The sequence below is a fragment of the Azospirillum picis genome, assembly GCF_017876115.1.
GTDB classification, from domain to species: domain Bacteria; phylum Pseudomonadota; class Alphaproteobacteria; order Azospirillales; family Azospirillaceae; genus Azospirillum; species Azospirillum picis.
In genome coordinates this window covers 249,879-264,462 of record NZ_JAGINO010000001.1, presented here as the reverse complement: position 1 = coordinate 264,462, position 14,584 = coordinate 249,879, and the positions used below count along the sequence as shown (strand labels likewise).

At 70.2% G+C, this 14,584-nt stretch carries 14 protein-coding genes; 10 read left to right on the top strand and 4 right to left on the bottom strand.

Annotation, left to right across the window (positions count from 1 at the left end; all coding sequences use genetic code 11):
- Window positions 1-13: 13 nt before the first annotated feature.
- Genes znuC through J2850_RS01195 form a run of 3 tightly spaced genes read left to right on the top strand, consistent with a single transcriptional unit; the run spans window position 14 to window position 1,822 of the window.
- Window positions 14-814 (top strand): zinc ABC transporter ATP-binding protein ZnuC, encoded by an 801-nt coding sequence (gene znuC / locus J2850_RS01205; RefSeq protein WP_209977911.1) that lies wholly within the window; start codon window positions 14-16, stop codon window positions 812-814.
- Complete coding sequence (gene znuB, locus J2850_RS01200) at window positions 807-1,592, top strand: zinc ABC transporter permease subunit ZnuB (protein ID WP_209978412.1); 786 nt, start codon at window positions 807-809, stop codon at window positions 1,590-1,592. The genes znuC and znuB overlap by 8 nt, the downstream gene beginning before the upstream one ends.
- The gene (locus tag J2850_RS01195; protein ID WP_209977909.1) at window positions 1,589-1,822 is read left to right on the top strand and encodes a hypothetical protein; all 234 of its coding nucleotides are present in this window, start codon (window positions 1,589-1,591) and stop codon (window positions 1,820-1,822) included. Before znuB ends, J2850_RS01195 begins: the two co-directional genes overlap by 4 nt.
- Window positions 1,823-1,919: 97 nt before the next feature.
- Here the strand turns inward: J2850_RS01195 and J2850_RS01190 are convergent, their stop codons facing one another.
- Together J2850_RS01190 and J2850_RS01185 are read right to left on the bottom strand one after the other, a co-directional pair.
- Complete coding sequence (locus tag J2850_RS01190; protein ID WP_246512682.1) at window positions 1,920-4,589, bottom strand: DNA translocase FtsK; 2,670 nt, start codon at window positions 4,587-4,589, stop codon at window positions 1,920-1,922.
- 69 nt (window positions 4,590-4,658) lie between these two features.
- Window positions 4,659-5,912 (bottom strand): aminotransferase class I/II-fold pyridoxal phosphate-dependent enzyme, encoded by a 1,254-nt coding sequence (locus J2850_RS01185; protein ID WP_209977907.1) that lies wholly within the window; start codon window positions 5,910-5,912, stop codon window positions 4,659-4,661.
- A 257-nt stretch (window positions 5,913-6,169) separates the two neighbouring features.
- On the opposite strand from J2850_RS01185, the gene J2850_RS01180 reads away from it, so the two are divergent.
- Complete coding sequence (locus J2850_RS01180; protein WP_209977905.1) at window positions 6,170-6,748, top strand: DUF2239 family protein; 579 nt, start codon at window positions 6,170-6,172, stop codon at window positions 6,746-6,748.
- A gap of 161 nt (window positions 6,749-6,909) precedes the next feature.
- On the opposite strand, the gene glnK is transcribed toward J2850_RS01180, so the two are convergent.
- Window positions 6,910-7,248, bottom strand: coding sequence for a P-II family nitrogen regulator (glnK, locus tag J2850_RS01175; RefSeq protein WP_209977902.1), 339 nt, complete (start codon window positions 7,246-7,248; stop codon window positions 6,910-6,912).
- 389 nt (window positions 7,249-7,637) lie between these two features.
- Between glnK and J2850_RS01170 the strand changes: the two genes are divergently transcribed.
- The 3 genes from J2850_RS01170 to qhpR all read left to right on the top strand — a co-directional run bounded on the left by J2850_RS01170 (window position 7,638) and on the right by qhpR (window position 11,060).
- Window positions 7,638-8,936: a UbiH/UbiF/VisC/COQ6 family ubiquinone biosynthesis hydroxylase gene (locus J2850_RS01170; RefSeq protein WP_211113727.1), complete on the top strand. Its 1,299-nt coding sequence runs from the start codon at window positions 7,638-7,640 to the stop codon at window positions 8,934-8,936.
- Between the two features lie 160 nt (window positions 8,937-9,096).
- Window positions 9,097-9,777: a LolA family protein gene (locus J2850_RS01165; RefSeq protein ID WP_209977900.1), complete on the top strand. Its 681-nt coding sequence runs from the start codon at window positions 9,097-9,099 to the stop codon at window positions 9,775-9,777.
- Window positions 9,778-10,058: 281 nt separating this feature from the next.
- Entirely contained in the window at window positions 10,059-11,060 is a 1,002-nt protein-coding gene (gene qhpR / locus J2850_RS01160) for an AraC-like transcriptional regulator QhpR (protein WP_209977898.1), read from the top strand.
- A 42-nt stretch (window positions 11,061-11,102) separates the two neighbouring features.
- On the opposite strand, the gene J2850_RS01155 is transcribed toward qhpR, so the two are convergent.
- Entirely contained in the window at window positions 11,103-11,459 is a 357-nt protein-coding gene (locus J2850_RS01155; RefSeq protein ID WP_209977896.1) for a Lin0512 family protein, read from the bottom strand.
- 299 nt (window positions 11,460-11,758) lie between these two features.
- On the opposite strand from J2850_RS01155, the gene J2850_RS01150 reads away from it, so the two are divergent.
- The 3 genes from J2850_RS01150 to J2850_RS01140 all read left to right on the top strand — a co-directional run bounded on the left by J2850_RS01150 (window position 11,759) and on the right by J2850_RS01140 (window position 14,563).
- A complete protein-coding gene (locus tag J2850_RS01150) occupies window positions 11,759-12,922 on the top strand; it encodes a patatin-like phospholipase family protein (protein WP_209977894.1) in 1,164 nt (387 codons plus the stop codon).
- A gap of 85 nt (window positions 12,923-13,007) precedes the next feature.
- Window positions 13,008-13,787 (top strand): 3-hydroxybutyrate dehydrogenase, encoded by a 780-nt coding sequence (locus tag J2850_RS01145; protein ID WP_209977893.1) that lies wholly within the window; start codon window positions 13,008-13,010, stop codon window positions 13,785-13,787.
- 116 nt (window positions 13,788-13,903) lie between these two features.
- Window positions 13,904-14,563, top strand: coding sequence for a MarC family protein (locus J2850_RS01140; RefSeq protein WP_209977892.1), 660 nt, complete (start codon window positions 13,904-13,906; stop codon window positions 14,561-14,563).
- Window positions 14,564-14,584 lie beyond the last annotated feature (21 nt).

Below are 14,584 nucleotides of genomic sequence, written 5' to 3'. Positions count from 1 at the left end.
GTTATAACGTAACATGTCAATACCCCGCACATCCCGGGACGAGTCCCCGCTCTTCGCCGGCCCGCTTGCCTGGACCGAGGATCTCACCGTCCGCTTCGGCCGCCGCACCGTGCTCGACCGCGTCAACGTCGCCGTCCAGCCGGGCGAGGTGGTGACGCTGATCGGTCCCAACGGCGCCGGCAAGACGACGCTGGTGCGCGCCGTGCTCGGGCTGGTGGCGCCCGACGGCGGCCGGGTGCTGCGGCGCCCGAACCTGCGCATCGGCTACATGCCGCAGCGGCTGTCGGTGGACCAGACGCTGCCGCTGACCGTGCGGCGTTTCCTGGCGCTCTGGCGGCCGGTGACCGCCGACCGGGTGGAGGCGGCGCTGGAGGAGGCCGGTGTGACGCGGCTGGCGGATTCGGCGGTGCAGACCATTTCGGGCGGCGAGATGCAGCGGGTGCTGCTGGCCCGCGCCTTGCTGGGCGAGCCGGACCTGCTGGTGCTGGACGAGCCGGACCAGGCGGTCGACGTCCATGGTCAGGCCGAGCTCTTCAACCGGATCGCCCAGGTGCGGCAGCGGCGCGGCTGCGGCGTGCTGCTGGTCAGCCACGACCTGCACACGGTCATGGCGCGCACCGACCGGGTGGTGTGCCTGAACGGCCATGTCTGCTGTTCCGGCCGGCCGGAGGATGTCAGCCGCCATCCCGAGTACCATGCCCTGTTCGGCGGCCATGCCCGCGACCTCGCCGTCTATGTCCACCACCACGACCATGCCCATGCCGAGGACGGCAAGGTGGTTTCGGAGCATGACGGGGGCTGCTGCCATGGATGAGTTCGTGGTCCGCGCCCTGCTGGCCGGCGGCGGCATCGCCCTGCTGGCCGGGCCTCTGGGCTCCTTCGTGGTGTGGCGGCGCATGGCCTATTTCGGCGACACGCTGTCCCACTCGGCCCTGCTCGGGGTGACGCTCGGCTTCCTGCTGGGCGTCAACCCGATGGTCGGGGTGATGGTGGTGTGCGTGGCGCTGGCCCTGGCGCTGGTGGCGCTGCAGCGGCGGCGCACCCTGGCGGCGGACACCCTGCTCGGCATCCTGTCGCACGGCTCGCTGTCGCTCGGCCTGGTGGCGCTCGCCTTCCTGGAGACCCTGCGCATCGACCTGATGGCCTATCTGTTCGGCGACATCCTGTCGGTGACCGACGGCGACCTGATGGCGATCTATGGCGGCGGGGCGGTGGCGCTGGCCGGGCTGGCGCTGCTGTGGCGCCGTCTGCTGGCGGTGACGGTGGACGAGGATCTGGCGCGGGTGGAGGGCATGCCGGTCGATGCCCTGCGGCTGGCCTTCATGCTGCTGATCGCGCTGGTGATCGCCATCGCCATGAAGATCGTCGGCATCCTGCTGATCACCTCGCTGCTGATCATCCCGGCTGCGGCCGCCCGCCGCTTCGCGCGCACGCCGGAAACGATGGCGGCCCTGGCCTCGCTGATCGGCGTCGCCGCCGTCTTCGCCGGGCTGATGGCCTCGCTGCACTGGGATCTGCCGGGGGGGCCGAGCGTGGTGGTGGCCGCGGCGGCGCTGTTCCTGCTGGGATCGCTGGTGCCGCTGCGGCGTTGATCCGGGCGGCGCTCGGATCGCGCGCCTGCAACCAGGAAAAGAACGCGGCCGCGGAATTTTCCCGTTTTCGGACGATGCCGCCCGCGCCACAGTCCCCCTGCGGACGCGATGGCGGGTGGGCCGCCATCGCCGCCGCACTGACGGAGGGTAGGAGGATGGAAAAGATCCTCACTCTCCTGATCCTGGTGCTGGAGATCGTCAAGCGGCTGCTTGACCTTCTGATGCACTAAGATCGGGCGGGCGGGCTGGGAAATCACGGCCCCCGGTCCGCCTACCCCCGATATTGGTGCCGCACCCCGCCGCTGTCAACGGGCAGCCCGAAAACACTCATTCGTCGATGTTGCGGGCGAGAACTTCGCGCTTGCCGGAGTGGTTGGGCTTGCTGACCACCCCTTCGGTCTCCATCCGCTCGATCAGGCGGGCGGCGGAGTTGTAGCCGATGCGGAGCTGGCGCTGGATGAAACTGGTCGATGCCTTGCGCTCGCGGCAGACCACCGCCACCGCCTTGTCGTAGAGGTCGTCGCCCGACCCGCCGGCGCCGCCGGGCAGCCCGCCGTCGTCGAAGGACTCGCTGCCCTCCTCATCCTCCAGGATGGCGTCGACATAGTTGGGCTCGCCCTGCGCCTTCAGGAACCTGACGATCTGCTCGACCTCGTGGTCGGAGACGAAGGGGCCGTGGACACGGGTGATGCGGCCGCCGCCGGCCATGTAGAGCATGTCGCCCTGGCCGAGAAGCTGTTCGGCGCCCTGTTCGCCCAGGATGGTGCGGCTGTCGATCTTGCTGGTGACCTGGAAGCTGATGCGGGTGGGGAAGTTGGCCTTGATGGTGCCGGTGATGACGTCGACCGACGGGCGCTGGGTCGCCATGATCAGGTGGATGCCGGCGGCACGCGCCATCTGGGCCAGCCGCTGGATCGCCGCCTCGATGTCCTTGCCGGCCACCAGCATCAGGTCGGCCATCTCGTCGACGATCACCACGATGTAGGGCAGCTCGGTGAGGTCGAGCGGCTGCTCCTCGAACAGCGGCTTGCCGGTGTCGGGGTCGAAGCCGGTCTGGACACGGCGGGTCAGCGATTCGCCGTTCTCGCGCGCCTCGCGCAGGCGGGCGTTGTAGCCCTCGATGTTGCGCACGCCCAGCTTGGACATGTTGCGGTAGCGGTCCTCCATCTCCCGCACCGTCCATTTCAGCGCGACCACCGCCTTCTTGGGATCGGTGACGACCGGCGTCAGCAGGTGGGGGATGCCCTCGTAGACCGACAGCTCCAGCATCTTGGGGTCGATCATGATGAAGCGGCAGCGCTCCGGCGGCAGCCGGTAGAGCAGCGACAGGATCATGGTGTTGATCGCCACCGACTTGCCCGAACCGGTGGTGCCGGCGACCAGCAGGTGCGGGAAGCGGGCGAGGTCGGCCACCACCGGCTGGCCGCCGATGTCCTTGCCGAGCGCCAGCGCCAGCTTGCCGCCATGCTTGTCGAAGCCTTCGGCCGCCATCAGCTCGCGCAGCAGCACCGTCTCGCGCTTGGCGTTGGGCAGCTCGATGCCGATGACGTTGCGGCCGGGGACCACGGCGACGCGCACCGAGACGGCGCTCATCGAGCGGGCGATATCGTCGGCCAGGCCGATGACGCGCGACGACTTGGTGCCGGGCGCCGGCTCCAGCTCGTACAGCGTGACCACCGGTCCGGGATGGACCTTCTGGACCTCGCCGCGCACGCCGAAATCGCCCAGCACGCCTTCGAGCTGGCCGGCGTTGCGCTGCAGCGCCTTCTCGTCGAGCTGTTCGCCGCGGACGCCGGAGGGCGGAAGCTGCAGCAGGTCGAGCGGCGGCAGCTCGTAGCCCGGAGGACCGTCCTCGTCGCCGAGGTTGAGCGACGCCTGGCGCGGGTCGAGCCGGGCGGGCTCCTTGCGCGGATCGCTCGGCGGGCGCGGTGCGACGACCGGGATCGGACGCAGGGGCTTGTCGCCGGCATCGAGCCCCGCCGAGGCCGGTCCCGCCTGGAGGGGGCCTGGCTGGCCGGGGCCGCCGGTGACCGGACCGGCGTCGAGCCCTGCCGGCGCCGTCTCCTCGCGGTTGACGCGCACCGCCTCGTCGAACTTCGAGGTTTGCCGCGGGCGGCTGGCATTGCGGTCGGCGCCGCGCAGGGCGTCGTCGACGGCGACGGAGGCCGCCTGCGCGGCCGTGCGGCCATGGCGGCGGAGCGCATCGACGCCGTTGCCGGCGCCGTGCCGGATCATCCGCACGGCGTTGACCGTGCCCCGTCCCAGCGCCCCGACGCTGGCGATCCACTCGCCGATCGTCAGGCCGGCCGCCAGGAACAGGACGAGGCCGCCGGCGACGGCGGCGGCGGTCGCGACCATCGGCTCGGCACCGAACAGGTTGCCGACGCCGCGCAGCAGGATCTGCCCGATGCTGCCGCCCGGCAGCGGCGCCAGCGGATCGGTGGAGGCGTCGGCCAGCCCGGCCAGCGCCATCGACACCAGGATCACCCCCCACAGCGCCAGCACCGTGCGGAACAGCGGGTTCCCCAGCCGGCGCTGGGCGCCCAGCCGCCAGCCCCAGAACATCGGCACCAGCGCGATGACGAAGGCGGCCCAGCCGAGGGACTGCACCAGCAGGTCGGCGAGATAGGCGCCGGCATGGCCGAACAGGTTGGTCGTTCCGGAGACGGCTTGCGCCGGGACCGAGTTCAGCGACGGGTCGTGCGGGTCGTAGCTGCCGAGCAGGACCATCAGCAGCAGCCCGAACAACCCCAGCACGAAGCCCATCGCCTCGCGCGCCCGGGCGACCACGAAGGCGCGCATGGCCGGCGAGAAGAAGGGCGGCTTCTCCTGCCGGCCGCGGGCGGAGCGCAGGCGGTCCTTCCCCTGCTCCTTGCCCGCGTCCTTCACGCCGTCACGGGGCGAGGCGTCGCGGGAGCCGGGCTTGCGCGGGCCGGCGGCTGTCCGTCCCAGGCTGGGCCGGGGGCGCGCGGAAGAGGGGCCGGCGGGTCGGGCCATGGGGTGGAAACCTCGTGCTGCGGAAAGCTGGGACTGCTGAAGGCGAAGAGGAGCGGTAGGCGGGACGGGTCAGCCGAGAATGCGGACGATCGATGCACAGGCCTGGGCGATGGTCTCGGCATCCTGGACCAGCGCCACGCGGATGAAGGCGGCGCCGGGATTCGGCTCGCCGGGGTTGGAGCGGGACAGGTAGGCGCCGGGAAGGACGCGCACGGCGCCCTCGGCCCACAGGCGCTTGGTCGCCTCCTCGCCGTCGCCGACCTCCAGCCACAGGAAGAAGCCGCCGTCCGGCCGCCGGTAGCCGTAGCGGCCGCCGAGCTCCGCTTCCGCCGCGGCGAACTTGGCGCGGTAGGCGGCGCGGTTTTCCTCGACATGGGCCTCGTCCCGCCACAGTGCGGTGCTGGCGGCCATGATCGGCAGCGGCATGCCGGCGCAACCGTAGCTGCGCAGGCGCGAGAAGCGCCCGATCAGGGCGGGGTCGCCGGCGACGAAGCCGGACCGCATGCCGGCGGCGCTCGACCGCTTGGACAGCGAATGGAAGACCAGCAGGTTGGCCCACGGGTTGCCGTCGTGGGGCAGGCGGGCCGCCACCTGCAGGGCGCCGACCGGCGGCCGGTCCAGCCAGATCTCGGCATAGCACTCGTCGACCGCCAGCACGAAGCCGTGGCGGCGGGCCAGCCCGATCGCCTTCTCCAGATAGGCGGCCGAGGCTGCGGCCCCTTGCGGGTTTGCGGGGGTGCACAGGTAGAGCAGCGCCGTGCGGTCCAGCAGGTCCGGCGCCAGGACATCGAGGTCGGGCAGGAAACCGGTCTGGCGCGTGGCCGACAGGAACACCGGCTCCGCCCCGGCCATCACCGCCGCCCCTTCGTAGGGCGCATAGAAGGGGTTGGGCATCAGCACCGCCGGCTGTTGGCCGGCCTTGCGCGTCGGCACCGCCAGCAGGGCCAGCATGAACAGCGCCTCGCGCGTGCCGGACAGCGGCAGGACCGAGCTGTCGGCATGCAGCAGCCCGGCCGGCAGCTCGTAGCGCCGGCTCAGCCAGTCGCCGACGGCGGCGCGGAATTCCGGGGTGCCGCCGACCGGCGGGTACTTGCCCCAGCCGGCGGTGTTGGCGCGGAGAGTCTCGTCGATGATCGCGGGCGGGGTGTGCTGCGGCTCGCCGACCGTCAGGACCACCGGCGCCACGTTGGCTCGGGGGGTGATCGGCGCCAGCAGGTGGGACAGCCGGGTGAAGGGATAGTCGGCCAACTGGTCGAGCCGGTCGTTGCCGATGGCCTCGGTGAAGACCGCACCGCTGTTGACGCTGAAATCGGCAGAAACCATGACGCCGGCAACCTTCCTCGCTCAACCGGGACGCCGCCCGCAACCCCGCGGCACGGCCCTGTCGCCCCTGAGGGATCGGTCCGGGGGACCGGTCCGGGGGTGGGGCCGATCCTATCGGTGCCCAACCAGGGGCACAAGCATGCAGAACCCTCGGGCCGGACGGGTGGCCGAACGGTCACAGGGTTTCATCCGGGGGATATTGACGACGGGTTTTCATCCGGGTATAAAGCGCCCGAACCGCACAGGAGGCTTCCGTCATGTCCGTCACCGCCGAGACCCTCTGCACCGCCTTCCGTGGCGACCGGCGCCTCGCCGCCGGAGCCGCGCCGGCCGTCGCCCGCGCGGTGCGGGCGGCGCTGGAGACCGACGCGGATGGGCCGCCGGTGCTGGTCTTCGAGGACGGGACGGGCCGCGCCGTCGACTTCGACCTGAGCGGGTCGGAAGCGGACCTGGACCGGCGCTATGCCGCGCCGCCGCGCGGTCCGGGCCGGCCCAGGCTGGGGGTGGTGGCGCGCGAGGTCACGCTGCTGCCGCGCCATTGGGATTGGCTGAACGCCCAGCCGGGCGGGGCGTCGGTGGCGCTGCGCAAGCTGGTGGACGAGGCGCGCCGGGACGGGGAGGAGAAGGACCGGGTGCGCCGCGCGCAGGAGGCCGCCTACCGCGTCATGTCGGCGCTCGCCGGCGACCGGCCGAACTATGAGGAGGCGGTGCGGGCGCTCTATGCCGCCGACGGCGGACGGTTCCGGGATCTGACGCGCGATTGGCCGGCCGACGTGCGGGACTATGCGGCAACGCTGGCCGCCGAGGTCTTCCCGTCACGGGGTGAGGCCGGCTGACGGGCTGTGCGCCGGCCGGTGCCGGCCATGTCCGCCGCCGGATCAGCCGCCAAATCAGCCACCAAGTCAGCCGTCGGGTCCGCCACTGCCCGGTGGAGCGGACCCGCCGCTTCCGCCCCGCCGGCACTGTCGGGCGGAGCGGCGGACTGCGGGAAACGGGCTTACAGCGCTTCGGCGTTGGTCTCGCCGGTGCGGATGCGAACGGCCTGCGCGATCTCCAGCACGAAGATCTTGCCGTCGCCGATGCGGCCGGTGTTGGCGGCCTTCTGGATCGCCTCGACCACCTGTTCGTACTGGTCGTCGCCGACGGCGACCTCGACCTTCACCTTGGGCAGGAAGCTCACGGAATATTCGGCGCCACGGTAGATTTCCGTCTGCCCCTTCTGGCGGCCGAAGCCCTTGACCTCGCTGACGGTCAGGCCCTGGATCCCGAGCGAGGTCAGTGCCTCGCGCACCTCGTCGAGCTTGAACGGCTTGATGATCGCCATAACCAGTTTCATTGTGGCTTCCCCTTAAAGCGTTGTTCCGGCCTCGGACAAGGCTATGCCGCCCCATTGCGGGGTCCGGCCCGGCTCGCCGCCCGACCGCAGTCCCGTCTGATGCCCCAGCCTGTTCGCCTCGACCGTAAAAATCAACGTTTACAAGAATCGTGCCGGTTGAAATAGGCCGCAGGAATGAGGATATGCCTGCGGATTGGGCGCTCAAAAGGGCGGCATCTGCCTATAAAGGGGGCTGCGGCGTCTGGTCCGGCGGGGTGCCGGTCCTGGCCGGGAGACGGCACTGGACAGGCGGGCTGCGGAAGACAATTGTTCACCCGCGCATGGCGGCGGCCAGGGTCCTGTCCCGGCCGACAGCCGCGCAGTGCAGAGGCGAAAGGGCAGCAGACATCATGGCCGGACTTGGCAGCGAATCGGGCACCCCGCGGGCGGTGCGGCAAGGCGGCGGCGATGCCGCCGGCTCCGCCGGGCTCATCGAGACCGAGGTGGTGGTGCTGGGCGGCGGGCTCGCCGGGCTGACCATGGCGGCGGCCCTCGCCACCGCCGGCGTGCCCGTCGTCTGCATCGACCGCGACAGCCCGGAACGCATGGGCGGCCAGGGCTTCGACATCCGCACCACCGCGATCTCCTACGCCTCGATGAAGGTGCTGGAGGGGGCGGGCGTCTGGCCGCACATGGCGGACAAGGCCGGCCCGATGCTGGACATCCGGATCGCGGACCAGTTCTCGCCGCTCTTCATCCATTACGACCACACCGAGCTGGCGATGGAGGGCAAGCACCAGCCCTTCGGCTGGATCCTCGACAACAAGGACATCCGGCATGCGCTCTTCACCCGCGCGGCGGAGCTGCCCGGGCTGGTCCACCTGGCTCCCGCCCAGGCGGTCGCGGTGGAGCGCACGCGGCGCGGCGTCACGGTGACGCTGGAGGACGGCCGCACGGTGCGCGGCAAGCTGCTGGTCGGGGCGGACGGCCGCCGGTCGCTGGCGCGCGACGGCGCCGGCATCAAGGTGCGGCGCTGGTCCTACGACCAGAGCGCCATCATCTGCACCATCCGCCATTCCGAGCCGAACAAGGGCGTCGCCGTCGAGCATTTCCTGCCCAACGGCCCCTTCGCCGTGCTGCCGATGACGGACAACCGCTGCTCCATCGTGTGGAGCGAGAAGACGTCGCTGGTCGACACCTACCTGAAGCTGCCGGACGACCAGTTCATCGAGGAACTGACCCGGCGCTCCGGCGGCTATCTCGGCGAGATCACCCTGCTGACCCGGCGCGAGGCGTGGCCGCTGTCGGTGCTGCTGGCCGACCGCTTCGTCGCCGACCGCCTGGCGTTGATCGGCGAGGCGGCGCACGCCATTCACCCGATCGCCGGGCAGGGGCTGAATCTCGGCATGCGCGACATCGCGGCGCTGGCGGAGGTGGTGGTCGACGCCTACCGGCTGGGGCTGGATGTCGGCGGGCCGGAGGTGCTGGCCCGGTTCCAGCGCTGGCGGCGGTTCGACACCGTGCTGCTGGCCGCGGTGTGCGACGGGCTGGTCCATCTCTTCTCCAACAACATCCCGCCGGTGAGGCTGGCGCGCGACGTCGGCATGGCGGTGATCAACCGGCTGCCGCCGGTGAAGCGGTTCTTCATGAAGCACGCCATGGGGGTGGTCGGCGACCTGCCGCGGATGATCCGCGGCGTGCCGCTCTGATCCGGCGCCTCCCTCTTCGGTGGTCCTTGGCAGCGGGCGGCGGGCGCCTTATGTCCGCCTCATCGCCCGGTTGAGGCGGCCGGGCCGTCGCGCCTCCGTTCCTGCCGCCCGCTTCCGTCGCCTGCTACTGCCGCCCGCTTCCGCTGTCGAGCCTCCGAGGATGACCATCGTGCTTCGCCGCCTTTCCGCCGCCCTGCTGTCCGCCACCCTCCTTGCCCCCCTGCCGGCCGCCCTGCTGTCGGTCACGGCCCCCGCGGCAGCGGCGGCCCCCGCGCCCGCGGCGCTGTCGGCCCAGGACCAGGCGACCATCGCCAAGGTCGAGGAGTACATGAACGGCATCACCACCATGCAGTCCAAGTTCCTGCAGGTGGCGCCCAACGGCCGGCAGGCGACCGGCACCTTCTATCTCTCGCGGCCCGGCCGGATGCGGCTGGAATACGACCGGCCGCTGAAGGATTTCATCGTCGCCGACGGCAGCTTCATCTTCTATTGGGACGGCGAGATGCGTCAGCAGTCGAGCGCGCCGATCGGCTCGACGCTGGCCGACTTCATCCTGCGCAAGACCATCCGCCTGTCCGGCGACGTCATCGTCACCGACGTCTTCTCCGCTCCCGGCGTGATCGAGGTCAGCCTGGTGGAGACCAAGGATCCCGGCAAGGGTACCCTGACCCTGGTGTTCGAGGACCGTCCCTTCCAACTGCGCAAATGGCGGGTGCTGGACGCCCAGGGGCTGACCACCGAGGTGGCGCTGCTCAACCCGCGCACCGACGTTGCCTTCGACCGCGATCTCTTCTATTTCAAGGAACCGCAGCGCGGGTCGGATTTCGGCCGCAACAACTGACGGCGACGGCTGCCGCCGTTCCCCTGTCGCCTTTCCACGGGGGCGGCAACGGATTGATTCCCATGCCCGCCGTGGGCTGGGCGCCTCTCGCTATGGCATCGTCATGCGGCGTGATGATGCGAACGTATAGTTTCCCATACGAACGGTTTCTGTCAGCCTGATGTCCGGCACGATGTTTGCTGCGTTGCGGCAAACCGGCTGCGAAGGGCTGTGTCATGACGCCGCACCGACCGAATCTTGGGCAGACCGCCGGGCGAACCGCCGGCCGCCGCACAGGAACTGTGCAGCACAACATCCTTGCCGCCGCGGCATCCGGCGTGTCCGGCTTCATCGCCGGGCAGGGCGGCTGTCCGGATCGGGTGTTCCATCGCGTCGGCGTGGAGGAGCGGGCGCTCGGCAAGCCGACCATCGCCCTCGACCTCGCCGCCTATGTGGCGATGATGGAGGTGGCGGCGGCGGACACCGGCAACGACAATTTCGGCCTGCTGTTCGGACGGCAGTTCCAGCCCGAGATGCTGGGGCTGATCGGCTCCATCGCGCTTGCCGCACCGACGCTCGGCTCGGCACTCGACCATCTGGCCCGGCTCTTTCCCTTCCACCAGCAGGCGACGGAGACGCGCTTCGTGCGCGACGGCGAGTTCCTGCGCCTGGAATACCGCATCCTCGACGGCGCCATCGTCGAGCGGCGGCAGGACGCCGAACTCACCATGGGCATGTTCGCCAACGTCGTCCGCGCCTGCCTCGGCCCCGGCTGGATGCCGGAGGAGGTCCATTTCGAGCATCCCAGGCCCGAAGGCTGGCGCCAGCACGAGGCGCTGTTCGACGCGCCTGCCCATTTCGGCCAGCGCACCAACGCCATCCTCCTGCGCGACCGCCACCTCGACCGCCGCATGCCCGGCGGCGACATCGGCCGGCTGACCACGCTGTGTGGCACGCTGGTCGACATCGCCCGCGACACCGGGACGCCGCCGCTGCTCGACCGCGTTCGGGCCGAGGTTCGCGCCTGCCTGCCGGATGGCCCGCCCTACATCGAGGACATCGCCGACCGGCTCGGCATCGCCCGCTGGACCCTGCAGCGCCGTCTCGCCGACGACGGGCTCAGCTTCTCCGACCTTGTGGAAGCGGTGCGGCGGGATCTCGCCGCGATCTACATCAGCCAGCGCCATGTCCCGGTCGCCGACATCGGCATCCTGCTCGGCTATTCGGAGGTCAGCGCCTTCAGCCGCGCCTTCCGCCGCTGGTTCGGGGTGTCGCCAGCGAAGATGCGCGACGGGAGGGGGTGAAGGGCACCGCCCGTGGCCGGGACGCCGGGCGGCAGCGCGACATCAGATCCCCACCTCCACCGCCGCGTTCACCACATAAATCTGTTCGTTGCGGTCGTTCTTGTCGGCGAGGAAAATGCCGCTCGGCGCCAGCATGCCGCCGTTGGTGACGTGGATGCTGACCGCGCCGTAGGGGAAAACCGCCTTCACCGCCTCGTGGTCCAGCCGGTCGGCGTCGGCCGGTACGGCAAGATGGACGCGCACCTGCATCCTGCCGGTGTCGCCGTCGACCAGCGCCCGCATCCCGGGCATGGAGTTGCGCTCGATGGCGTTGCGCACGGCACGGATCGCCGCCTTGGTGACGTCCTGCCCATGCAGGTCCACCCCCATCCCGAGTTCGACGAACATCACCTGCTTCATCGCCTGTCGCTCCCTGTCTCACGGTTGCCGGACAGCATGACGCCGGGTCTCCATCCGCGCCAGTGGGCTGACGGCGACTTTCCATTTCCCGGGCCATTTCCCGGGCCATTTCTCGGGCCGCGACGCCCGCGAGTCCGATCGGGCGCCCGATATTCCCATTCCCCCGGTCATGGCTGCCATGAGGGCCTCCTCGGTCCACCGCGCTGTTTTGCGTGGCCGCTTCGGATTTTCGCCCCATATCTCGGCTGCCGGCCAAGGCAAAGGTCTTCACGACATTCATTTGGTTGGGAAGGGCACTGATGCGCGACGGATCCTTTGCTGATCTCATCGCCCCCTATGAACGGGTGGCTCTTGTCCTTCAGGGCGGCGGCGCGCTCGGTGCCTACCAGGCCGGCGTCCTCGAAGGGCTGTTCAGGCACGAAATCCATCCGACCTGGGTTGCCGGCGTGTCGATCGGCGCCATCAACGCGGCGCTGATCGCCGGCAATCCCCCGGAGCGCCGCCGTGCCGCGCTGTCGGACTTCTGGACCCGCGTTGCTCCACCCTCGCCATGGGAGGGGGCGGAGTCCCTGTGGCGGCGCCTGGACCCCGATGGCCCCTCCATTTCACTCCTCAACCAGTGGAGCGCCTGGAGGACGGCGCTGTCCGGGCAGCCGGGGTTCTTCCGGCCGCGGCCGGCGGTGGAGTGGGCGGCGGCCGGACCCTTCGCCGGGCCGACCAGCCTGTACGACACCACGCCGCTGAAACGCACGCTGGAAGACCTGATCGACTTCGACCGCGTCAATTCCGGCGGCATCCGGCTGTCGCTGGGGGCGGTCAACGTACGGACCGGCAACTCCATCTATTTCGATACCGAAACCCACCGGATCGGCCCCGAGCATGTGATGGCCAGCGGTGCCCTGCCGCCCGGATTCGCCCCGGTCGAGATCGACGGCGAGTTCTACTGGGACGGCGGGCTCGTTTCCAACACGCCGCTCGACCATGTGCTGGAGGATCGGCCGCGCCGCGACACGCTGGTCTTCCAGGTCGACCTGTGGAGCGCGAGCGGCCAGGTTCCGCGCGGCATGTCGGAGGTGCTGGAGCGGCAGAAGGACATCACCTATTCCAGCCGCACCCGCTTCAACACCGACAAGGTCACCTACGAGCAGACCTTGCGCAACCAGCTCGTCGCCCTTCTCGACCGGCTTCCCGACGATCTCAAGGACACACCGGAGGCCAAGGCCCTGCGTCTGGCGTCCTGTGGTGCTGCGATCAACATCATCCACCTGATCTACCGCCGCAAGAGCTACGAGCGCGACAGCAAGGACTACGAGTTCTCCAACGCCGGCATGCGGGAGCATTGGGACAGCGGCCTCGCCGACACCCTCGCCACCCTCGCCCATCCGGAATGGCTGGCGCTGCCGTCCCGGCGCGACGGCCCCGTCACGCACGACGTGCTGCGCGACGACGCCCGGCCATCCTGACGCCCCGCCGTCGCGGCCGCCGGCCCCGACACCGCCGATCACCCGTCACCGATCGAACCCATCTCGACTGACAAGGAGCAGACCCATGCGCTTGCAGGATAAAGTCGCCGTCATCACCGGAGCGGCGAGTGGAATCGGGCTGGAGATTGCCCGCACCTTCGCCGCCGAGGGGGCGAAGGTCGTCATCGCCGACCTCAACCAGGCCGGTGCCGACGCGGCGGCGGCCAGCCTCGATCCGACGGGAAAGCGGGCGATCGGCGTCGGCATGGACGTCACCGACGAGGCCCAGGTCGATGCCGGCATGGCGCGCGCCGTCTCCGTTTTCGGACGCATCGACATCCTGGTGAGCAACGCCGGCATCCAGATCGTCGCCCCGGTCGTGGAGTTCGAGTTCGCCAAGTGGAAGCAGCTTCTCGCCATCCATCTGGACGGCGCCTTCCTGACCACGCGCGCCGCCCTGCGGACGATGTACAAGCAGGGCGGCGGCAGCATCATCTACATGGGCTCCGTCCACTCCAAGGAGGCGTCGCCGCTGAAGGCGCCGTATGTCACCGCCAAGCACGGGCTGATCGGCCTTGCCAAGGTGGTCGCGAAGGAGGGCGCGGCGCACGGCGTGCGCGCCAACGTGATCTGCCCCGGCTTCGTCCGAACCCCCCTGGTCGAGAAGCAGATCCCCGAACAGGCCAAGGAACTCGGCATCTCCGAGGAGGCCGTCGTAAAGACGGTCATGCTGAAGGACACCGTCGACGGCGAGTTCACGACGGTCGAGGACGTGGCGCAGGCCGCCCTGTTCTTCGCGTCCTTCGATTCCAAGGCGCTGACCGGCCAGTCGCTGGTCGTGAGCCACGGCTGGTTCATGCAATAGGCCGGACGGGGCGGGGAAGGGGAAGGAGCGTGGCGGGAAGAACGTGATCGCCCCCCTTGCCAGAGGTATGGCGGCACCGCTAAGTGTTCGCACGGCCGACGGACATCCGGACTTCCATGCTCGACAGCTTCCTGCTCGCCTTCACCGCCCTGTTCTCGATCGTCAATCCCATCGCCATGGCGCTGATCTTCAGCCAGGTGACCGCCGACAGCAGTCCACGCGACCGGGCGCGGCTGGCCGGGCTGGTCAGCCTCTATTCGGCGATCGTCATGCTGACTGCCCTGTGGGCCGGCGCCTATGTGCTGAACTTCTTCGGCGTGTCGATGGCGGCGCTCCGGGTCGCCGGCGGCTTCGTGGTGGCGGAGCGGGCCTGGGTGCTGCTGTCGGCGCCCGAACGTCACGAGGCGCGCAAGCAGGAGCAGGCTGCCCCGGCCGCCGACGGCGACACCATGGCGGAATCGGCCTTCTTTCCGATGACCATCCCGCTGACCACCGGTCCGGGCACCATCTCGGTGGCCATCGCGCTCGGCGCCACCCGGCCGACCCGCGGCGACGGGCTGACGGAATTCTTCGTCGGCATGTCGGGCGCGGCCCTGGCGATCGCCGCGCTGATCTGGCTGTCCTACCGCTCGGCCGACCACATCGTCGCCTTCCTCGGGCCGACGCGGGTGCGGGTGCTGACGCGGCTGTTCGCCTTCCTGCTGTTCTGCGTCGGCGTCCAGATCCTGCTGACCGGCGTTCTGGACGCCTTCCCCCTGCTGGCCCGCAAGGGCTGACCCCCGCCCTCACGAAGGGGC